General features: G+C 60.8%; 17 protein-coding genes. 13 read left to right on the forward strand and 4 right to left on the reverse strand.

Annotation, left to right across the window (positions count from 1 at the left end; translation table 11 throughout):
• Positions 1-27: 27 nt before the first annotated feature.
• The 6 genes from graA to ACQZ60_RS24520 all read left to right on the forward strand — a co-directional run bounded on the left by graA (position 28) and on the right by ACQZ60_RS24520 (position 6089).
• Positions 28-1257, forward strand: a complete 1230-nt coding sequence (gene graA / locus ACQZ60_RS24495) for an FADH(2)-dependent resorcinol hydroxylase oxygenase component (RefSeq protein WP_020810142.1) — start codon at positions 28-30, stop codon at positions 1255-1257.
• A 46-nt stretch (positions 1258-1303) separates the two neighbouring features.
• A complete protein-coding gene (tsdA, locus tag ACQZ60_RS24500; RefSeq protein WP_020810143.1) occupies positions 1304-2287 on the forward strand; it encodes a gamma-resorcylate decarboxylase in 984 nt (327 codons plus the stop codon).
• A 3-nt stretch (positions 2288-2290) separates the two neighbouring features.
• Entirely contained in the window at positions 2291-3346 is a 1056-nt protein-coding gene (locus ACQZ60_RS24505) for a maleylacetate reductase (RefSeq protein WP_448736314.1), read from the forward strand.
• 15 nt (positions 3347-3361) lie between these two features.
• A complete protein-coding gene (gene graB, locus ACQZ60_RS24510) occupies positions 3362-4249 on the forward strand; it encodes a hydroxyquinol 1,2-dioxygenase (protein ID WP_020810145.1) in 888 nt (295 codons plus the stop codon).
• Positions 4246-4584: a YciI family protein gene (locus tag ACQZ60_RS24515; RefSeq protein ID WP_020011713.1), complete on the forward strand. Its 339-nt coding sequence runs from the start codon at positions 4246-4248 to the stop codon at positions 4582-4584. Before graB ends, ACQZ60_RS24515 begins: the two co-directional genes overlap by 4 nt.
• 218 nt (positions 4585-4802) lie before the next feature.
• Positions 4803-6089, forward strand: a complete 1287-nt coding sequence (locus tag ACQZ60_RS24520) for an MFS transporter (protein WP_020810146.1) — start codon at positions 4803-4805, stop codon at positions 6087-6089.
• A gap of 99 nt (positions 6090-6188) precedes the next feature.
• On the opposite strand, the gene telA is transcribed toward ACQZ60_RS24520, so the two are convergent.
• The 3 genes from telA to mprF form a co-directional block, all read right to left on the reverse strand.
• Positions 6189-7517, reverse strand: a complete 1329-nt coding sequence (gene telA, locus ACQZ60_RS24525) for a telomere resolvase TelA (protein ID WP_020810148.1) — start codon at positions 7515-7517, stop codon at positions 6189-6191.
• 221 nt (positions 7518-7738) lie between these two features.
• Complete coding sequence (locus tag ACQZ60_RS24530; RefSeq protein WP_020810149.1) at positions 7739-9124, reverse strand: virulence factor; 1386 nt, start codon at positions 9122-9124, stop codon at positions 7739-7741.
• The gene (gene mprF / locus ACQZ60_RS24535; protein WP_020810150.1) at positions 9121-11721 is read right to left on the reverse strand and encodes a bifunctional lysylphosphatidylglycerol flippase/synthetase MprF; all 2601 of its coding nucleotides are present in this window, start codon (positions 11719-11721) and stop codon (positions 9121-9123) included. Before mprF ends, ACQZ60_RS24530 begins: the two co-directional genes overlap by 4 nt.
• A gap of 275 nt (positions 11722-11996) precedes the next feature.
• Here mprF and ACQZ60_RS24540 point away from each other — a divergent pair, with 275 nt between their 5' ends.
• On the forward strand, positions 11997-12290 hold the full coding sequence (locus ACQZ60_RS24540) for a hypothetical protein (RefSeq protein WP_020810151.1): 294 nt from the start codon (positions 11997-11999) through the stop codon (positions 12288-12290).
• Between the two features lie 55 nt (positions 12291-12345).
• Here the strand turns inward: ACQZ60_RS24540 and ACQZ60_RS24545 are convergent, their stop codons facing one another.
• Complete coding sequence (locus ACQZ60_RS24545) at positions 12346-13386, reverse strand: dipeptidase (RefSeq protein WP_031233852.1); 1041 nt, start codon at positions 13384-13386, stop codon at positions 12346-12348.
• Between the two features lie 235 nt (positions 13387-13621).
• Here ACQZ60_RS24545 and ACQZ60_RS24550 point away from each other — a divergent pair, with 235 nt between their 5' ends.
• The 6 genes from ACQZ60_RS24550 to ACQZ60_RS24575 all read left to right on the forward strand — a co-directional run bounded on the left by ACQZ60_RS24550 (position 13622) and on the right by ACQZ60_RS24575 (position 20455).
• Positions 13622-15217, forward strand: a complete 1596-nt coding sequence (locus ACQZ60_RS24550) for an ABC transporter substrate-binding protein (protein WP_020810153.1) — start codon at positions 13622-13624, stop codon at positions 15215-15217.
• Positions 15218-15219: 2 nt separating this feature from the next.
• Positions 15220-16233, forward strand: coding sequence for an ABC transporter permease (locus tag ACQZ60_RS24555; RefSeq protein ID WP_004433194.1), 1014 nt, complete (start codon positions 15220-15222; stop codon positions 16231-16233).
• Positions 16230-17132 carry a nickel transporter permease gene (nikC, locus tag ACQZ60_RS24560; RefSeq protein WP_020810155.1) on the forward strand — a complete coding sequence of 301 codons (903 nt, stop codon included), beginning with the start codon at positions 16230-16232 and terminating at the stop codon, positions 17130-17132. Before ACQZ60_RS24555 ends, nikC begins: the two co-directional genes overlap by 4 nt.
• A gap of 3 nt (positions 17133-17135) precedes the next feature.
• The gene (locus tag ACQZ60_RS24565) at positions 17136-17966 is read left to right on the forward strand and encodes an ABC transporter ATP-binding protein (protein WP_035264314.1); all 831 of its coding nucleotides are present in this window, start codon (positions 17136-17138) and stop codon (positions 17964-17966) included.
• Positions 17963-18703: an ABC transporter ATP-binding protein gene (locus tag ACQZ60_RS24570; RefSeq protein ID WP_004443516.1), complete on the forward strand. Its 741-nt coding sequence runs from the start codon at positions 17963-17965 to the stop codon at positions 18701-18703. Before ACQZ60_RS24565 ends, ACQZ60_RS24570 begins: the two co-directional genes overlap by 4 nt.
• A 240-nt stretch (positions 18704-18943) precedes the next feature.
• On the forward strand, positions 18944-20455 hold the full coding sequence (locus ACQZ60_RS24575; RefSeq protein WP_448736315.1) for a serine hydrolase domain-containing protein: 1512 nt from the start codon (positions 18944-18946) through the stop codon (positions 20453-20455).
• The last annotated feature ends 113 nt before the right edge of the window (positions 20456-20568 follow it).

Below are 20568 nucleotides of genomic sequence, written 5' to 3' on the forward strand. Positions count from 1 at the left end.
GCCAGTAACGTCCGGAAGGAGACAATCATGAACGATATGAGCCATGCGCCGCTGCCGGCGCAAACGAACCCGCGTGCCCGCCTCGCAAGCCGCGTTACCGGCATAGCCGATCTTTTCCGGGCGAGCGCCAGACAGACGGAGGAGGCCCGGCGCGTTCCGGCCAGCCACATCGAGGCGCTGCGCGGCATCGGTTATTTCGATATCGTCAAACCCCGCGCCTTCGGCGGCAAGGGCGGAGATTTCGCCGAGCTGGTCGAGGCCAATATCGAGCTTTCAGCCGCCTGTGCGTCGACCGGCTGGGTCGCCGGCCTGCTGTCGGCCCATCAATGGCTGCTGGCGATGTTTCCGGAAGAGGCGCAGGCCGATGTCTGGGGCGAAAACCCCGATGCACTGCTGTGCGGTTCCTATGCGCCGGTGAATATGGCGGAAACAGCCGATGGCGGTTATCGCCTGAGCGGCAAATGGGCTTTCGCCTCGGGCTGCGAAAACGCGCAATGGTCCCTCTGCGCCGCCATTCTGCCGCCGCAGGGAGAGGGAAAGCCGGTTCCGGCCTTCCTGCTCGTTCCCGCCGGGCAATATGCGATTGAAGACACCTGGCACGTGGTGGGCCTGGCCGGCACGGGGTCCAAGACGCTCGTTCTCGATGATGTCGTCGTTCCCAAACACCGGGTTCTGACCTTTCCGGACGCGACCAGCGGAAAGACGCCCGGCGGGCATTATTATGCGGAGGAAGGCCTGTTCAACATGCCGCTTCTGACCGGCATTCCCTCCTGTCTCGCGGCGGCAGGCGTCGGTGCGGCCAGGGGCGCGCTTGCCGCTTATGTCGATCACGTCGGCGGCCGGGTGACGCGCGGTGCCGTGGCGGGCGGCAATAATCGCATGGCCGAATTTCCGACTATCCAGTTGCGCGTCGCGGAAGCTGCCGCAAGCGTCGATGCGGCTTGCGAAATATTGCTGCGCGATGTTGCCCGCGCACAGGCGCTCTCGCAGGCAAGGATCGAAGGCCGGGCGGAATTTACGGTGGATGACCGTCTTCTCAGCCGTCGCGGCCAGTCCTTTGCGGTGTCTCTCGCCCTGCGCGCCGTGCAGGCGCTCAACGACTCCACCGGCGGCGTCGGGCTCGATCTTTCCAACCCGGTGCAACGGGCGTGGCGCGATGCGAATGCGGTCGGCCGCCATATCAGCATGAATTGGGACGCCGTGGGCACCATGATCGGCCAGAGCATGCTCGGGCTGGAACCCAAGGGTCAATATTGATCGCCTCTCAGGCGGCAAATCAAAGAGTGAATTCGGAGGAAACCACATGCAAGGCAAGGTCGCTCTCGAGGAGCATTTCGCAATCCCGGAAACGCTTCAGGATTCGGCCGGGTTCGTACCTGGCGATTACTGGAAGGAATTACAGCACCGCCTGCTCGACATTCAGGATACGCGCCTGAAGCTGATGGATGCGCATGGCATCGAAACCATGATCCTGTCGCTGAACGCGCCGGCGGTGCAGGCCATTCCCGACAGGAAGAAGGCGATCGAGATCGCGCGGCGGGCAAACGACGTCCTCGCCGAAGAATGCGCCAGGCGGCCGGATCGTTTCCTTGCCTTCGCAGCCCTGCCATTGCAGGACCCTGATGCGGCGACGCAGGAGCTTCAGCGCTGCGTCAACGATCTCGGTTTCGTCGGCGCGCTCGTCAATGGTTTCAGCCAGGAGGGCGATGGCCAGACGCCGCTTTATTACGACCTGCCGCAATATCGCCCATTCTGGGGCGAGATGGAAAAGCTCGACGTGCCCTTCTACCTGCATCCGCGCAACCCGCTGCCGCAGGATTCGCGCATCTATGACGGCCATCCCTGGCTGCTCGGCCCCACATGGGCTTTTGCGCAGGAAACGGCGGTGCACGCATTGCGTCTGATGGCGTCCGGCCTGTTCGACGAGCATCCGCGTCTCAACATCATCCTCGGCCATATGGGCGAGGGCCTGCCTTACATGATGTGGCGCATCGACCACCGCAATGCCTGGGTGAAGCTGCCGCCGCGTTATCCCGCCAAGCGCCGTTTCGTGGATTATTTCAATGAGAATTTCCACATCACCACCTCGGGCAATTTCCGCACCCAGACGCTGATCGACGCCATTCTGGAAATCGGCGCGGATCGCATCCTGTTTTCCACGGACTGGCCCTTTGAGAATATCGACCACGCCTCCGACTGGTTCAACGCGACGACCATCGCAGAGGCCGACCGGGTAAAGATCGGCCGCACCAATGCGCGCCGCCTGTTCAAGCTCGATGGGCGCTGAACCATGCGGCCTTTCGTCTATATGGCCGCTCCCGCCCGCATCGTCTTCGGCGCAGGCAGTTCGGCGGGCGTGGCGGAGGAAATCCGCCGCCTCGGCCTGTCGCGGGTGCTGGTGCTTTCCACGCCGCAGCAGAAGGGTGACGCGGAGGCGCTTGCGGCCCGGCTCGGCCGGCTTGCCGTGGGCGTATTCTGCGATGCGGCCATGCATACGCCGGTCGAGGTGACGAAAAACGCGGTCGAAGCCTATCGCACCGCCGGTGCGGATTGCGTTGTGGCGCTCGGCGGCGGCTCCACCACCGGTCTCGGCAAGGCCATTGCGCTGCGCACCGGTGCGGCGCAGATCGTCATCCCGACCACCTATGCCGGCTCCGAGGTGACGCCCATTCTCGGCCAGACGGAAAACGGGGTGAAGACCACCATGCGCGGGCCGGAAATCCTGCCGGAAGTGGTGATTTACGATGCGGAACTGACGCTTGGATTGCCGGTCGCGATCAGCATGACGAGCGGGCTGAACGCCATGGCGCATGCGGCGGAGGCGCTTTATGCACAGGACCGCAATCCCATCGCGAGCCTGATAGCGGTTGAGGGATTGCGGGCGATGATCGAGGCGCTTCCCGGCGTGAAAGCTGCGCCGCAGGATGTCAAAGCACGCGAGACCGCGCTTTATGGTGCGTGGCTGTGCGGCACGGTGCTTGGCGCCGTCGGCATGTCGCTGCATCACAAGCTTTGCCATACGTTGGGCGGCAGTCTCGATCTGCCGCACGCGGAAACCCATGCGGTGCTTCTGCCGCATACCATCGCCTATGTGGAACAGGCGGTGCTGGATCTTCTCGCGCCGCTCGCCGCTCTTGTCGGCGGCAGGGCAGGGGCGGGGCTCTACGATTTTGCCGCCCGGCTTGGCGCGCCATCGAGCCTTGTCGCTCTCGGGGTCCGGGCGGACGATCTCGACCGCATGGCGGAGCTTGCAACGGCCAATCCTTACTGGTGCCCGCGGCCAATCGAAAAAACTGCGATCCGCGACCTTTTGCAACGCGCCTTCGAAGGCGCGCGGCCGGAGTGATGGGAGGAGGAGACGATGGATATGAAGATGAGCAATGATGACGGCTATTTCGTCGAGGAACGCTCGGCTGAAACCGTGATCGCGCGGATGCGCGACTGTGACGATCCGCGTCTGAAGGAAATCATGGCGGTGGTGACGCGCAAGCTGCATGAGGCGGTGAAGGAAATCGAACCGACCGAGGAGGAGTGGATGAAGGCCATTCATTTTCTCACCGAGGTGGGCCAGATCTGCAATGAATGGCGGCAGGAATGGATCCTGTTTTCCGATATTCTCGGCGTCTCCATGCTGGTCGACGCCATCAACCATCGCAAGCCAAGCGGCGCGTCGGAATCGACCGTTCTCGGCCCCTTCCATGTCGCGGATGCGCCGGAAATGCCGATGGGTGCGAATATCTGCCTCGATGGCAAGGGTGAGGATATGGTGGTCACCGGCCGCATCCTCGACACCGAGGGAGCGCCGGTCGCCGGCGCGCGTATCGATGTCTGGCAGGCCAATGACGAAGGTTTTTATGACGTGCAGCAGAAGGGCATCCAGCCCGATTTCAACCTGCGTGGCGTCTTCATCACTGGCGAGGACGGGCGCTACTGGTTCCGGGCCGCCAAGCCGAAATATTATCCGATCCCGGATGACGGTCCGGTCGGGCAGTTGCTGCGCGCCATGGGGCGGCATCCTTACCGGCCGGCGCATTTGCACTATATCGTTTCGGCCGAAGGCTTCACCACGCTCGTCACCCATATCTTCGATCCCGACGATCCCTATATCCGTTCGGATGCGGTCTTCGGGGTGAAGGAAAGTCTGCTCGCCGATTTCCAGCGGGTGGAAGATGCGCAGAAGGCGCGGGACCTGGGTTTCATCGGCGACTGGTTCTGGTCGGTGAACCACGATTTCGTGCTCGCCCGATGAGAGGCGGGAGCGACCGAACCCGGCTTTACGTGCGTTTCGCCGAAAGCGATCCCGCTGCGGCCGTGCAACGGGCGGCGCAGATAGAGGCTCACAAGGCCCATCTGCGCAATGGCGAGGCGATGGCGGAAGGGTTCAAGATTCTTGTCTCCGGTCCGATGAGTGCGGTTGCCGACGGCCCATCCGCCGCTCTCATTATCGCGCAGGCGCGCTCGATCGAAGACGTCATCGCCTTCAGCGATGCCGATCCATTCGTCATTCACGGTGTTTATAACCGCATTCATATTTTGAGCTGGACGCCGACGCTGTCGACGATTTCCGGGCTGGGGCCCGGCTGAATTTCGTCGGCGCGATGCGCCTGGCATTTGTTAATATTTCATTTGCAATTTTTGCAAATGCAACATTTAATCGAAGGCGGGTGATGCTGGCGATATGTGCTTGACAGGAGCAGGGCACATATCAGTGTGGAGCGCGCCGGGCACTCACGGAGGATATCGCAGGAACGGGAGACGCTTATCCATACCGGATGGCGCGTTCATGCGTGAAAGGGAGGAACATGTCCACGAATTATCTGAGCGCCGCGTCAGCGCGGACGAAGAACCCGGCCGGCGTTATTGCGACATGCGGCCTGATGATCATGTTTGACGGATACGATCTGGTCGTTTACGGCGCCGTCGCACCGGCACTCTTGAAAGAAAGCGCATGGGCGCTCAACCCGGCCATGGTCGGGCGCGCCGCCGCGCTGACGCTGGTGGGCATGCTGCTCGGCGCGCTATTTGCCGGCACCATGGCCGACCGCATCGGCCGCCGCAAGGTGGTTCTTCTCAGCCTCGCCGGCTTTTCGGCGATGATGATCGCATCGGCCATGACGCCGAATTTTCTCGCCTTCGAAATCACGCGCTTCTTCGCCGGTCTCGGGCTTGGCGCGCTGTTGCCGACGGTCACCGCGCTGGTGCTGGAATTTTCGCCGCCGCATCGCAGGGCGCAGGCCAATTCCCTGTCTTTCCTCGGTTATCTTATCGGCGGCATCATTTCCGGCATCATGGGCATCCTTCTTCTGGAGACCTATGGCTGGCGGCCCTTGATGCTGATCGGCGGCCTGCCGCTTATTCTTCTGCCGATCTTCATGCGGTTCCTGCCGGAATCGCCCGAATGGCTGGCAAGCAAGGGGCGGCAGGCGGAGGCTGACGGCATTTGCGACAGCTACGGTCTGCAACGCATCGTGCCGCATGCGAAAATTCAAAAGGGCGGCGTCGGCGCGCTGTTCTCGGAAGGCCGGCTGCTCTCGACGCTGAATGCCTGGGGTATCCACTTCTGCTCGCTGCTTCTCACCTTCGGCATGGTCAACTGGCTGCCCACCATCATGAACAAGATGGGTTATGACATCAGTTCGGCGCTCAGCTTTTCCGTCATGCTCAATGTCGGGGCTGCGATCGGCATCCTCATCGGCGGGCGGTTTGCGGATAAGGGCAACGTCAAGGTGGTCGTGGCGATCCTGTTTGCCATCGGCGCCGCCTCGATCTTCGCCCTGACGGTGAATAAGGGTCCGCTTCTTTATGCCTTCGTCGCCCTTGCGGGTGCGGGCACCATCGGCACCCAGATTCTCGCCAATGTTCTGGTGGGACGGCTCTACCCCGTTCATATTCGCGGCACGGGTCTCGGCTTCTCGCTGGCGGTCGGGCGGCTCGGCGGCATTGCCGGCCCGATGATCGGCGGCCTCGTGCTGCAGCGGGGTCTGGCGCCCGAGTGGAATTTCTACATTTTCGGTTCGGTCGCACTTGTGGGGCTGATGCTGACGGTATTGACCCTGCTTTACCGCACCTCCGGTGACGCGCGGGTTTGATGAATGAAATGGCCGGCCGCGGAGAACTGAAATCCGCGGCCAAAGCATTTCCGGCAAAACTGCCGAGCGGTTTTACGCCCGGAAAATGACTTTAACGCATCACGCCTTGCGGGATACCGGCGCGATTGTCGCCATCTGCTGCAACGTCCGTTCGTTGATGCGTTTGGCCCGCGCCAGCGCATCGTCGCGATCTTCCGGCAGTGTATAGGTCATATAGGACAGCGAGGTTTCGAGGTCGTTGTTGTTATGTCCGAGAATGGCGGCGAAGTAGCTGTTCTTGGTCACATGCGGCGGCGCGAAATTGTGAAAGGCCACCTCGGCATAGAGGTGCCGGAGGCCATAGGGCTTGGGAAGCTCTTCCTTCGGCCAGAGATCCTCGAACAGGTTAAAAACCGTGTCCCGGAGCAGCAGGCGGGTTTCCGACGAAAAATCGTCGATCGACATGCCATGCCACAATTTTCCCTGTCCGCTTTCGCGCAGGCGCCTATAGGCGGCCAGAATGGTTTCCGAGCGGGCAAGCACCGGGATTTCATATGTAATCCCGAATTTCGTTCCTTCGCCCTGTTTCGTCTTGGCCTGGCCGTTGAACAGGAGGCTCCATTTGGAGACGCCCTTGCCATAGGGGGCAGGTGAAAATTCCGCCTGGGTGAAGACCTCGTAGGGGCGGCGTCCCGTCATGCCGATCAGGCCGATGCCGATCATCAGGGGATCGGCGGACAGGAGCTTATCGGCGCAAATCTTGAGGACCTGCCGGTAATTCTCGAAGGTGATCAGCGCGCCGTGCTTTCTGGCGATCTTCTCCATCTTCACCCGGCGTGCATCGTCATACATCGCGGCATCGCCGGTGGCGATCTTCAGCATCGGGTGGTCGTCGCCGAAGGCCTCGCGGATGGCGTTTCGATATTTGGTGATGTAGGAGATGATCGTTGTCTGGGCTCTGCCCTTCATGGTGCTGATTTCAGCATTCCACAGGGTCTGCATCTCTTCTTTCGTTCCCATGCCGTTCATCGCCGAAATGAAATCCGCGATACGCAGCAGAACGGTCGGCTTGCGGCCGGCGGTATTGAACTCCGCCCGCTCGATTTTTTCGACGATGGAGGTCGCCACGCCGGTTTTCGTATAGTCGGCGCGCGCAATATAGGTGTTCAGCCGCTCGCGCAGCTTCTTCATGTTGCAGATGGCAAGCGGTGTGCTCTTGACGCCGAACTCGGCCTTCAGCGCATTGCGATATTTCATGATGTAGAGTTCGAGCGTCTTTTCGGTGCGGCCATTGTCGAAATGGTAGCGGACCTCGGCATCCCACAGATCGCGGATTTTTCTGTTGCGCAGCGTGTCATCGCTCTTCATCGCCTCTTTGACCTGGCCGACGAAATGATCGATGCGTTCCACGAGGACTGGTGTTTTCGTCTTTCGCTTTGAAGCGGGCATGCGGCGGCTCCCTGAACCCGTCCGGAAATATAAAATCCATGGTTGGCGATCAACAGCAGCACGGTTGCGGAAATGTGATGAACATCCACTGCAGGCCGGTTTCTTTTGAATAATAGTTTAAGCGATTCCGCAAGCACGGCCGCGACGCGAAGAAGCATCGGAGATGCATTCGCGGCTGAAGATCATCCTAGAGGCGGGATTTCGGCCGATGGGGATGCAGGCTATTTCGGCAGCCGGGTCTTCAGCGAGGTCACGATACGCTTGGCCAGTCCCTCATAGTCCTCGTCAAAATGGTGACCGCCCTCGATGCCGACCGCTTCCACGCCCTTGGCTTTCAGGCCGGGGCAGGGGTCCTCATCTTCTTCTTCCGTGCCATAGATGCATTGCACCAGCTTCGGATCGATCTTGGCGATGTCATCCACCGTCTTGCCGCCCTTGCCTTCACCGGCAACGCCAAGCCAGCCTTCGACGGAAATCTCGAAATCCACTTCGGTCGAAAGTCCCATCAGGGTCAGTTGCACGACATGCGACTTGTCGCGGTCCGGCAGCAGATTATAGGTGGCGGGAAGAATATCGGCACCGAAGGAATAGCCGATCAACACCACATTGCGGACTTTCCATTCCTTGCGATAGGTGTCGATGATGCGGCCGAGATCTGTGGCGACTTCCTGCGGTTTCTTTTCCTTCCAGAAATAGCGGAGCGAATCGACGCCGATGACGGGTATGCCTTCCTTCTGGAAGGCGCCGCCGACTTCCTCATCGAGATCGCGCCAGCCGCCGTCGCCGGAATAGATCACCGCCATGGTGTCCATCACCGGGCTGGTTTCCAGAACCTTGATCGGCAGGCCGAGCGGGCTGTCGGTGTCGCCTGCGGCGTCGATCTGGTCGGACAGGGTCTGGGTCAGAACCTCGTCCGCCTTGTCATCCACATCCGTCACGTCGATATCGGGATGCAGCTTGACGAGCGCGTTGACGTGGTCGCGGCCCTTCTGATCCGCGGCAGGCGTGAACAGCACGCTGACGGGAGCGGGCAGCGGGCCGTCGGTCAGGCCATAGACCGTTTCGCCATCCGCCTTGTCCTTGGTGGCGGGGGTGCAGAGGATTTTCTCGAGCGGCAGGCCGGCCTTGGGGTCGACGGCGATAGCTTCCCGGACGGTGGAAACGGGGCTCTGCGCAATCATCGCCAGCGCCAGCGTTCCGCCCTTGCCGATGCCGGTGAGGATGGGCTGGCGATAGCTGCTCGTGCCGGCGGTGCGCTGAATCTGCTGCGAGAGCGACTCGATATCCGAGATCATATAGATGCACTCGTCGTCATCGGCCTCGAGCGCCTTCAGATATTCCTTGAAGTCGATGCCGACCACGGCTGCGCCCTTTTCAACCAGCGCCTTGGCGCGGGTCTCATCGGCGGCCGTCCATCCGTCCGCATCGGAAATCAGGAAGACGCTGGCGAGGATATCGCCGTCCGGCACCATGATGTGCCCGGCGGGGATCATGCCGGTCTCGTAAGCGGGCTTGTCCTGCGCAAAAACGGCGCCAGAAGCAAACAAGGGGGAGACGAACAGGGCGGAGGCGGCAAGAACCGCTTTCAGCATGCTGGATTTTCTCATTTTCCGATCACTCCTCTGACGCCGCCGCTGATGAGAACCGTCGCATCCATCAGCGCCAGAGCGGCGTCTGCGCCGTTCTGCACGGCAAGGTAACGCGGTTCCCATTTCGGGTGGAACTTCGCCTTGAAGGCGCGAAGGCCCTTGAAGTTGTAGAACCGTTCGCCGTGTTCGAACAGCGTGCTGCCGATGCGGTCCCAGACGGGGGCGGCGTCGCGTTTCGACATGCCGGACATGGGGGCCATGCCGAGATTGAAGCTCTCATAACCCGCCTCGCGCAGATATTGCATGATGCTGACGAAGAGAAAATCCATCGAGCCGCGCGGCGCATCCGGCGAAAAACGCATGAGGTCGACGGTGGCTTCCTTTTTCGTGTCCGTCACCATCAGATTGGCGAAGGCGGTGATCTTTCCATCCTTGCGCAGCACGGCGACGGGTTGCGACAGAATGTAATCCGGCTCGAAAGCGCCAAGCGAGAAGCGTTTTTCCCGGGTGTTGTGGTGGGCGAGCCAGCCATCGGAGACCTGTTTCAGCTCATCCAGAATATCCGCCACCTGCGCTTGCTCTACCACCTCGAAGGTCAGTCCGTCGCGCGCGCCGCGGCTCAGCGACTGGCGAAGATTGGCGAGCTTGCCGCCCTTCAGTTCGAATGCGGTGAGATCGACCAATGCCAGTTCGCCGAGCTTGAAGGCGCGAAGGCCCGCATCGGCGCAATGGGAGAGGAGGAAAGGCGAAATCTGGTAGAAGGCGGCGCGCGCACCAGCGCCACGGGCGGCTTCCACGAATTGCCAGACCAGATCCGGAAAATCATCCTCATCGCCAACCGGATCGGCAAACGCGATCCATGAGCGGCCCTGAATCCCATACATGATGAAGGCGTTGCCGCTTTCGGAGAACATCACGTGCTTGTCGCCCATGCGCACCAGATTGGCGTCGGCCGCATCCTGTGTCATGACGATGCCGGTCGCACTCGTGACGTCGTCGGCCTTGATGGCGTCCGGCCTGAAGGCCACCGGCCGCATCAGGCTGAAGATGGCGATGGTGGAGGAGGCAAGTACGAGGCCGAGAAGGGCGCGCAATCCGCGCGGCGCTTCCTCGGAAAATTCGAACTGCCACCATAATGTCTGGCTGTAATCCGTATCGCGATAGACGAAGAGCAGGATTGTCGCCGCGCCGGCAATGATGACGGCCATGGCGGCGAGCCAGCTTGGGCCCAGCGCCTGCTTCACCAGCGAGGCATGGCGGTTGAAGCTGCGCATATTGACGGAAAGGGCCGCGATGAAGACGCCGAGAATGGCGGCTTCGAACACGGCAATGGCCTTGAGGAGCGAGAGGACCAGCGCCAGCGAGGCGGCGACCAGCGCAATCCACCAGGCGCCGTCAAGCCGCTGCCCGAGGCCGCGCGAGGCGACGACAAGCACGAGGCCGAGAATGCTTGTGAGAAAATGCGCCGCCTCGACGATGGGAAGCGGTACGAAATTGGAGAGGAAATCCAGATTGCTGTCCGGTGTCGGCGTCACACTCGAGAAGATCAGCATGGTGCCGAGGATCATCGCGAAGGTCGATAGCAGGGGCGGCGCGAGCCTGACGGCAAGCTGGCTGATATCGGAGACAACAGGCTTTGCCGCGAACTGCTTCATCTCCGAGACGAGCATGACCAGAATGGCCACCACCAGCGGCAGGACGTGATAGATCACGCGGTAGAGAACGAGGCTTCCGAGCAGCTGATCGACGCTGATGGCGTTGCCCAGCCCCGCAACCATGACGGTTTCGAAGACGCCAAGGCCGGCGGGCACATGGCTGAGGACGCCGAGGCCGACGGCGGTGGCGTAGATGGCGAAAAATGTCGGCCAGCCGAGATGTGTGTCGGGCAGCAGGACATAAAGCACCGAAGCGGAAGCGGCGATATCGAAGGCGGAGACGAGGAACTGGCGTGACGATGTCCGGCTGTCCGGGAGACGAAGCCGCCATGCGCCGAGCCGGATGGCGCGCCCGTTGCGCCCGACATAGGCCGCCACCACGAGAACCGCGATTATGGCAAGCGCTGCACCCCTGAGAATAGCGGCATCGACGCCGATGATGGCGGCGATGCGCGGTGCGACGATGAAGGTGGAGATGGCGCTGACCGAAAGCAGCCCAAGCCCGAAGGACAGCGTGACGAAGGCGATGACGCGGGCGATTTCGCCGGGTGACAAACCCAGCCGGGAATAGGCGCGAAAGCGGATGGCGCCGCCGCTCAAGGGGCCGAAACCGGCAGTATTACCAATGGCATAGGCCGCAAACGCAGTTGCCGCCATGGGCGGAAAGGGCAGCTTGCGGCCGATATATTCGATGGCATTGGCGTCGTAGAATATCAGCGCCAGAAAGCTGAGCGCGGTGAAGACGATGGCGAGCAGCACCGCCGAGGCCGAGGTCTGCGTCAGCGCATCGATGACGTCGTCATAACGGACTTCGGAGGTCAGGTGATAGATGGCGAAAGTCATCATCACGAAGACCAGCGTAATGGCGATCGCGGTCAGATAGGGGCGGTTTCTGGCAAAAAAGCTTTCAACCGCGGATTCCGTAACATCGGTTTGTGTAATTTCGCTCTTGTCTGCCATTTACTTTGCCCAGCGCCAGTTCCTGTTGGCGAACCACAGGATTGTGTCGCTAATTCGTTTCGGTTGAGGAAATGTGATTAGCAGAAAAGCATGAAGTGTCGATGTGAAGTTTATGTCCGATCATGCGTGAATTTCACCGGGTTTGGGGTGGAAAATGCAACTATGGAATGCATGATTGACGGGATTGTTCCGAATGACGCCAAATTGACCGTTGCAGTTGCTTGGTGGTGCCGTTTGATGCGACTACACGCTCCTTTCGATTGAAGGAGATGCCAATGAACACGCCCACAAGAATAGTCGTTTCGCTCGTCGTCGCCCTCGTGGCGGGCGGCGGATACATGGCGGTGGATAAGATGCGCGGTGCCGAATGGGTCGTTTCGCCGCAACAGATCGCGGAGGCCAAGGCAAAAGGGCAGATGGGTTATGAATCCCGTCCGGGCACCGTGACCGTATTGCCGATCCGCAGCGAGACAGCGGATGTGCTGCCGATGAAATGGGCGATGATCGGTGTCGTCGCCGGGCTTCTGGCCTTCCGGGCGACCGGCAAGAAAAAAGCGGCAAAGGCTTAAGGGCCTGCCGCTTACATCTCCGGCGCTTTGCGCCGGAGATAAATTGCAATATGCCTCACGCGCCCCAGGTTTTTTCCAGCACACGGATCCAGTTGCCGTGGCAGATTTTGGCAAGCGCCTCGTCGTCATAACCACCCTTGCGCAGGGCTTCGACCAGCAATTGCAGGTCGGCTGCGTCCTTCATGGCCGCGGGAATGGTGGTGCCGTCGAAATCCGAACCGAGCGCGACATGATCGATGCCGATGCGGTTGACGATATAGTCCACGTGGCGGACGAGTTCGTTGAGATCGGTATCCGGGTTCTTCACGCCGTCCTGACGCAGGAACAGAACGCCGAAATTGATGCCTGCAAGGCCGCCCGTGTCGCGGATGGCGTCCAGCTGGCGGTCAGTCAGGTTGCGGCTGTGGTTGCAGATCGCATGGGCGTTGGAATGCGAAGCCACCAGCGGCGCGTCGGAAATCCCGGCAATATCCCAGAAACCCTGCTCGTTCATGTGCGACAGGTCGACCATGATCTTCAGCTCGTTGCAGGTCTTTATCAGCCGCTTGCCGGCATTCGTGAGGCCGGGGCCGATATCCGGCGTCGAGGGGAAACGGAAGGGAACGCCGTAAGCGAAGATGTTCGGGCGGCTCCAGACCGGCCCGAGCGTGCGCAGACCCGCTTCGTAGAGAACGTGGAGAGCATCCAGATCGGCGCCGATCGCCTCCGCACCTTCGATATGGAAGACGGAAGCGAAAGCCCCTTTCGCCATGGCGTCGCGGATATCGGCGGCCGTGCGGCAGACCTTGAGCGCGCCTGCGGATTGTTTCTCTGCCCGGAACAAAAGGCCGGCCATGGCAAGCGTTGCCTTCAGCGCATCCGCCTCGGTCGGTGTCGGGTAGTCGCCGTTGGCGTCCTTGTCCATGCTGGGCGAAGGCACATAAGCGGCGCAGAGGCCACCGGCCAGCCCGCCTTTCTTGGCGCGCGGCAGGTCGATGTGGCCGACGGTATCCCCTTCGATGAGAAGCGTTTCGGGGGAAGCATTGCCCGATCGCCATAACCGCAGAAGCACGTCGTTGTGGCCGTCGAAGACGGATACGGTTTTTTGATCGGTCATGGTCATTCACCTTCGGAAATGGGATTGCGCGGACGCGCGTGCGGACGAGTTTTCAGAATTGGTAGAGGAAAGGTCAAGGCGGGAGCAAATGCAATCCGTGCATAGGCTCTGCCAAATTTGGAATTGGTCGGGCCTCGTTTGCTCGTGGTAATCGCGGGAAAACATAAAAAAAATGACTGGATTGGGGCAAACCCATACCGTTTTCCGAAAAATAAGGTCCGAAAGGGGATTTTCGATGATTTCAAGACGCAACCTTCTGATTGCCGGCGCTGCCGTTCCGTTCCTGTCCTATGCGCGCATTCCGGCCTTTGCCGCGACGCCGAAGGATATTCTGGTTGTCGCCCAGCAACTGGACAATATGACGAGCCTTGACCCGCATGAAGGTTTCGAAGCCGTCGGCGGTGAAATCATCTCCAACATGTATCAGAAGCTGGTGCGCGCCAACCGTGAGGATTCCACCAAGGTCGATCCCGTCATCGCCAAGTCCTGGGAAGCCGATGCGGACAGCAAGGTCTTCACCTTCACGATCGGTGACGAAGCGACCTTCTCCAGCGGTGCGAAAGTGACTGCGGAAGACGTTGCCTTCTCGCTGCAGCGCGCCATCAAGATGAACAAGAGCCCGGCCTTCATCATCAGCCAGTTCGGCTTCACGCCTGACAATGCCGAGACGACCATCGTTGCCACTGATGACAAGACGGTGAAGCTGACGACGGCAAAGCCGACCGCCATCTCCTTCCTGCTTTATTGCCTTTCGGCCAATATCGGCGCGATCGTCGAAAAGAAGGCGGTTCTCGCCAATGCATCGGGCGAAGACCTCGGCAATGGCTGGCTGCAGAAGAACAGCGCCGGCTCCGGCGACTTCGTGCTGCAGGCCTGGAAGCCGAGCGAAAGCGTAGCACTCACCGTCAATCCGAACGGTCCTTACAAGGGCAATATCAAGCGCATCATCCTGCGCCACGTCACCGATCCGTCTTCCCAGCTTCTGATGCTGCAGAAGGGCGATATCGACATTGCCCGCGACCTGACGTCGGAACAGCTGCGCACCGTCAAGGACGATGCGAATATCGAGCTGGAGCGCAAGTCCATTGCCTCGCTGGTGCTGATCTCGCTCAACCAGGGCAATGAGAACCTCGCCAAGCCGCAGGTCTGGCAGGCCATCAAGTGGGCGCTGGACTACAAGGGCATGCAGGAAAACATCGTGCCGCTGACGCACGAAATCCACCAGAGCTTCGAGCCGAAGGGCTTCCCCGGCGCCGTCAACGACATCCCGTACCAGCGCGACGTCGAAAAGGCGAAGGCTTTGATGGCGGAAGCCGGCCTTGCCGATGGTTTCGAGATTAGCATGGATCACTATTCCGCCCAGCCCTATCCGGATCTGGCGCAGGCCATTCAGGCAAATCTTGCCGATATCGGCATCAAGGTGCGTCTGCAGTCGGCGGAAAACCGTCAGGTTCTGACCAAGATGCGCGCCCGCGAACATCAGATGGCGCTTTCCGCATGGGGCACGGATTATTTCGATCCGCATTCCAACGCCGATGTCTTCAACATCAACAAGGACAATGGCGACGACGCCAAGTCGAAGCCCTTCCTGTGGCGTTCGCGCTTCAAGAACGACGACTTCGCCGCCAAGGCGGAAGCTGCCCGTGACGAGAAGGACCCGGCAAAGCGCGTGGAGCTTTATGAAGCTCTGCAGCGCGAGCACATGGAAAACAGCCCCTTCGTGTTCATGTTCCAGACCACGAAGACGGCCGCCTTCCGCAAGGGCGTTTCCGGCTTCGAGCTCGGCGTTCTCTCCGAGGGCAATTCCTACCACGATGCGAAGAAAGCGTGACATTGAACAAGCGCGTTAAAAGCATATCGTCGATACTGGGCAGCGTCATCCTGACGCTGTTCGGTTTGATGGTCATCACCTTCATGATCGGGCGCGTCATGCCCGTCGATCCCGTCATCGCGGCGGTCGGCGACAATGCGCCCGAAGACGTCATCGTGCGCGTGCGGGCCGAAATGGGTCTCGACCAGCCGCTGGTCGTGCAGTTCTTCCATTATGTCTCGCAGGTCCTGCATGGCGATTTCGGCAATTCGATCCTGACCCGCAATCCGGTCTGGATCGATATCAAGCGCGTTTTCCCCGCCACTTTTGAACTTGCCACGGCAGCACTTATCCTCGCAGCGCTTATCGGCATTCCGCTCGGTGTCTGGGCCGCCGTGAAGCAGGGCAAGCTGACCGATCAGGTCATCCGCGTCGTCTGCCTTGCCGGTCACTCCGTGCCGGTCTTCATGCTGGCGCTGATTTCGCTGCTCGTCTTTTACGCCACGCTTGGCGTCGCACCGGGGCCGGGCCGGCAGGACATCATCTATGACGGCATGATCACGCAGGTCACTGGCCTGATGACGGTCGACACGCTGCTTGCCGGCGACTGGGACGCCTTTTACGACGCCATCGCCCATATGGTGCAGCCGGTCTGCATTCTTGCCTATTTCAGCATGGCCTATATCACCCGCATGACGCGCGCCTTCATGATCGACGCGTTGAAGGGCGAATATGTCATCACCGCCCGTGCCAAGGGGCTTTCGGCAATGACCGTGATCTGGGGCCATGCCTTCCCGACGGTCGCCGTGCAGCTCATCACGGTTCTCGCGCTCACCTATGCCGGCCTTCTCGAAGGTGCGGTGGTGACGGAAACCGTGTTCAGCTGGCCGGGCCTTGGCCAATATCTCACCGTCTCGCTCATGAACGCGGACATGAACCCCGTCGTCGGAGCAACCCTGTTGATCGGCTTCATCTATGTCGCCCTCAACCTGCTCGCAGACGTGCTTTACAGAGTTATGGATCCTCGCGTTCGATGATGTTAGCTAATTTCAGAAACTGGGCGCTGGACGAGACGCCGCATTCGCGAACACAGGCTGCCTGGGGCAACCGGTATCGCATCTGGCTCAATCTCAAGTCCAATCCGCTGGCGGTGATCGGGCTTACGATCATCGTTCTCTTCATTACGCTGTCGCTGCTGGCGCCGCTGCTCGCCCCTTACGATCCGGCGATGCAGAACCTCGGCAACCGTCTGGCGTTTCCGAGCGCCGAACACTGGTTCGGCACGGATGAGCTCGGTCGCGATATTCTCTCGCGCATTCTCTATGGCGGCCGCGTTACGCTCGGCATGGTCATTGCCGTTGTCGTTCTCGTCGCACCCATCGGGCTCGCCATCGGCTGCATCGCCGGTTATTTCGGCGGTATCGTCGATACGGTGCTGATGCGGGTGACGGATGTGTTTCTGGCTTTCCCCCGCCTCATCCTCGCGCTGGCCTTTGTTGCGGCACTGAAGCCCGGCGTTGAAAGCGCCATTCTCGCCATCGCGCTCACCGCATGGCCGCCCTATGCGCGTCTGGCCCGCGCCGAAACCATGACGGTGCGCGGCAGTGATTTCGTTGCGGCCTACCGGCTGACCGGCGCTTCCGCCTGGCGCATCATCGCCCGGCATATCGCACCGCTCTGCGTGCCGAGCCTTATCGTGCGCATCACGCTCGACATGAGCTCGATCATCATCACCGCCGCAAGCCTTGGCTTCCTCGGCATGGGTGCGCAGCCGCCTTCGCCGGAATGGGGTGCGATGATCGCCACCGCCAAGCGCTTCATCTTCGAACAATGGTGGGTCGCCACCATTCCCGGCATTGCCATCTTCCTCGTTTCGCTCGCCTTTAACTTCCTTGGCGATGGCCTGCGCGACGTTCTCGACCCGAAGGGACATTGAGCCATGCTGGTCGAAATCGAAAATCTGAAGATCGCATTCCAGACCCGCACCAGCCGTTTCGAGGCGGTGCGTGGTGTTTCCATGAAGCTTGGAACCGAAAAGCTCGGCATCGTCGGTGAATCCGGTTCGGGCAAGAGCCTCACGGCGCGCGCGCTGATGAAGCTTCTGCCTTCCAATGCGGATATCCGCGCCGACAAGCTCTCCTTCGACGGTATCGATGTGCTGTCCGCCAGCGAAAGGCAGATGCGCCAGATCCGTGGCAAGCGGGCGGGTTTCATCCTGCAGGACCCGAAGTATTCGCTGAACCCGGTCAAGACCATGGGTGCGCAGATCGCGGAAGCCTGGCGCGCCCACAAGGGTGGCAGCAAGCGTGCGGCCATGGAAGCGGCAATCGCCCTGCTCGATCAGGTGAAGATCCGCAATCCGCGCCAGGTTGCCTCATCCTATGCGCATGAGGTTTCCGGCGGCATGGGCCAGCGCGTCATGATCGCCATGATGCTCGCGCCCGATCCTGAACTGCTGATTGCCGACGAACCGACCAGCGCGCTCGACGCCACGGTGCAGGCGGAAATCCTGCGGCTGATCGAGGAGCTGGTATCGGAACGCGGCATGGGCCTCATCCTCATCAGCCATGATCTGCCGCTCGTCTCGCATTTCTGTGACCGCGTCGCCGTGATGTATTCGGGCCGGGTGATGGAGGAACTGAAGGCTTCCGAGCTTTTGAAGGCCCAGCATCCTTACACGCAGGGACTTCTGAACTGCATTCCCTCGCTGACGCATCCGCGCGAGCGTCTTCCCGTTCTCAACCGTGATGCAGCGTGGTCCAGCCAATGATCGACGTCGATAATCTCCGTATCAAGTTCGGCGACCGCGAAGTCGTGAAAGGCGTGTCCTTTTCGGTTGAGAAGGGTGGTAGCTTCGGCATCGTCGGCGAAAGCGGCTCGGGCAAGTCCACCATCCTGCGCGCCATGGCCGGCCTCAACGAAAGCTGGGAAGGCCGCATCGCCTTTGCCGGCAAGGATGCACCGCTGCGTCGCACGCCGGAATTTTTCCGGCAGGTGCAGATGGTGTTTCAGGATCCCTATGGCTCGCTGCATCCGCGCCAGACCATCGACCGCATTCTCAGCGAATTGCCGCTGGTGCACGGCATGGACAATATCGAAAAGCGCATCCAACAGGCTTTGTCCGACGTGGCGCTGCCGCAGGCCGTGCGCTTCCGTTTTCCGCACCAGCTTTCTGGCGGCCAGCGCCAGCGCGTGGCGATTGCCCGCGCGCTGATCGCGGACCCGCAGGTGCTGCTGCTGGATGAGCCGACTTCGGCGCTCGACGTGTCGGTGCAGGCGGAAATCCTGAACCTGTTGCAGGACCTGCGTGCGGCACGCAACCTCACCTATATTCTCGTCAGCCACAATCTGGCTGTTATCGCGCATCTGTGCCCGCAGGTTGGCGTGATGCTGAACGGGGAAATGGTGGAGCAGCTGAGTGCGGGTGATCTGCGTGAGGGACGGACCAAACACCCGCATACGGAAGAGCTGCGTAGCCTGAGTATCCGGCTGGAAGAGCCGGCCTGACGGCCGGTTACCTAGCCTACGTTACACATGGATCGAGCGGGTGCCGCCCGCTTCTTCTCCCCGAGGGGGAGAAGTCCGCGGCAGCGGGATGAGGGGGCCAGCTCTCCGTAAATTTCTACCGTCGCCCCCTCATCCGACCCTTCGGGCCACCTTCTCCCCCTCGGGGAGAAGAAACAAGCGGCGATGCCGGTGACAAAACCGTTGTCTTCGCGCGTTGCAATAGAGACACGAGACCGAACCATGCCACAGCAATTCGACTGGAACGCCGCTTCAACCCTTTCAGAGAGCTTCGTCTCGCAATGGGGGGGCAATGAGCCGGGTGGAGCGGCAATCGGTTTCGATCTCAACGGTATCCGTTTCGCCCATGCGGGCGGTGTCGAGAGCCTTTCGACATTCGCACCTTTCACGCCGCAGAGCGTGGTGCGTTATGCCTCCGTCACCAAACATGCTTTCTGCACCATGGTACTTGCCCATTCCGATCTGATCGGGTTGGACGACCCGCTCGGCAAGCATCTGCCGGAGCTGCAATCACCGCTGCGCGAGGTGACGGTGGGGCAGGCGCTGGATATGAGCGGCGGCCTGCCGGATACACGGGAATGCCTCTCGCTGCTTGGCCTTTCCGTTTACACCGAGACGAAGGCCGGCCCGCTTCTCGATTATCTGTCGCGGCTCACCCGGCTGAATTTCCCTGCCGGCAGCGAGGTGTCCTATTCCAATACCGGTTATCGTCTGGTGGAAGCGGCGCTGGAGCGCCGGGGTTTCCGTTTCGATGATTTCGTGCAGACGCAGATTGCCGGCCCCTTCGGCGTGTTCCTGAAGGCGCCGGATGTGTGGAACGATCCGGTCGATGGCCTCGTGCCGGGTTACTGGAAAGCCGAAGACAACTGGCAGCTTTCGGCCGCCGGTCTGCATATTTCCGCTTCGGGTAGCCTTGCCGGCAGCGCCGAAGCGCTGACCCGCTGGCTGCAGGGGCTGATGCGGGGCGAGGGCAGTTTTGCGGGTGTTCTCGACAGACTTTCTGCTGAACGTTCGTTGGCCGATGGGCGAATGAGCGAATATGGCCTCGGCCTGCGCTGGTCGCATCTGGGAGACAGGCGTTTCGTCGGTCATGGCGGTTCGCATCCGGGCTACAAGACCTATTTCCTGCTCGATCCGGAAAACGGAACGGGTTTTGTCGTAGTGTCGAACCGAGAGGACACCAACGGCTTCAAAATCGCGCTGGAAAGCATGGCGGCCCTCACCGGCCTGTCTTTGCCCAAGCCCGCCGCCAGCCTGCCGGAAGGCCTTTACGTGACCGAAAGCGGACCGTGGTGGCTGGAAATCAAGGGCAGCGCATCCACCTTCATCGATGGCGACGACACGCTCTATGAAGATGTCAATGGCTGGGTCTCTTCCCGCTCCGCATCTTCTCCGATGCGTCTCAGGTTAGACGGTGATGCCATTGTCGGTGAGGCCGGTCACGCCGCCCGCCGTTTCCTGCCGGTCGGCCAGCATGCCGTGCCGGATGATCTTTCGGGCTCGTGGCGCTCCGATGAGGGAGCGGAATTTTCGATCAGCGGTTCGTCATTGACGATGGGCATCGGCCCGACGCGTCGCAGCATGCCTCTGAAGGCGCTCGGCAATGGTCGTTTCCTCTTCACGCTGATTGACGGGCCATGGACGAAGCGCGTCTGCCTCAATCGTCTGGGCGATGACCGGATCGAGTTGGTTTCCAGCCGGGCGCGGATGATCGAATATTCCAGAAGCCGCTAACGGTCTGAAACCGATTCCGTTGCGCCCGACAAATTCGACGTCATCCTCGGGCCTGTCCCGAGGATCTGCAAACGTTTGATTTTGTTGACGTGCTTAGATCCTTGGGACAAGCC

Source organism: Agrobacterium sp. 22-223-1 (assembly GCF_053522385.1).

Bases quoted from the DNA above. Each gene is read 5' to 3' on its own strand.
- graA (WP_020810142.1), top strand. From the start codon at position 28: ATGAACGATATGAGCCATGCGCCGCTGCCGGCGCAAACGAACCCGCGT.
- tsdA (WP_020810143.1), top strand. From the start codon at position 1,304: ATGCAAGGCAAGGTCGCTCTCGAGGAGCATTTCGCAATCCCGGAAACG.
- ACQZ60_RS24505 (WP_448736314.1), top strand. From the start codon at position 2,291: ATGCGGCCTTTCGTCTATATGGCCGCTCCCGCCCGCATCGTCTTCGGC.
- graB (WP_020810145.1), top strand. From the start codon at position 3,362: ATGGATATGAAGATGAGCAATGATGACGGCTATTTCGTCGAGGAACGC.
- ACQZ60_RS24515 (WP_020011713.1), top strand. From the start codon at position 4,246: ATGAGAGGCGGGAGCGACCGAACCCGGCTTTACGTGCGTTTCGCCGAA.
- ACQZ60_RS24520 (WP_020810146.1), top strand. From the start codon at position 4,803: ATGTCCACGAATTATCTGAGCGCCGCGTCAGCGCGGACGAAGAACCCG.
- telA (WP_020810148.1), bottom strand. From the start codon at position 7,517: ATGCCCGCTTCAAAGCGAAAGACGAAAACACCAGTCCTCGTGGAACGC.
- ACQZ60_RS24530 (WP_020810149.1), bottom strand. From the start codon at position 9,124: ATGAGAAAATCCAGCATGCTGAAAGCGGTTCTTGCCGCCTCCGCCCTG.
- mprF (WP_020810150.1), bottom strand. From the start codon at position 11,721: ATGGCAGACAAGAGCGAAATTACACAAACCGATGTTACGGAATCCGCG.
- ACQZ60_RS24540 (WP_020810151.1), top strand. From the start codon at position 11,997: ATGAACACGCCCACAAGAATAGTCGTTTCGCTCGTCGTCGCCCTCGTG.
- ACQZ60_RS24545 (WP_031233852.1), bottom strand. From the start codon at position 13,386: ATGACCGATCAAAAAACCGTATCCGTCTTCGACGGCCACAACGACGTG.
- ACQZ60_RS24550 (WP_020810153.1), top strand. From the start codon at position 13,622: ATGATTTCAAGACGCAACCTTCTGATTGCCGGCGCTGCCGTTCCGTTC.
- nikC (WP_020810155.1), top strand. From the start codon at position 16,230: ATGATGTTAGCTAATTTCAGAAACTGGGCGCTGGACGAGACGCCGCAT.
- ACQZ60_RS24565 (WP_035264314.1), top strand. From the start codon at position 17,136: ATGCTGGTCGAAATCGAAAATCTGAAGATCGCATTCCAGACCCGCACC.
- ACQZ60_RS24570 (WP_004443516.1), top strand. From the start codon at position 17,963: ATGATCGACGTCGATAATCTCCGTATCAAGTTCGGCGACCGCGAAGTC.
- ACQZ60_RS24575 (WP_448736315.1), top strand. From the start codon at position 18,944: ATGCCACAGCAATTCGACTGGAACGCCGCTTCAACCCTTTCAGAGAGC.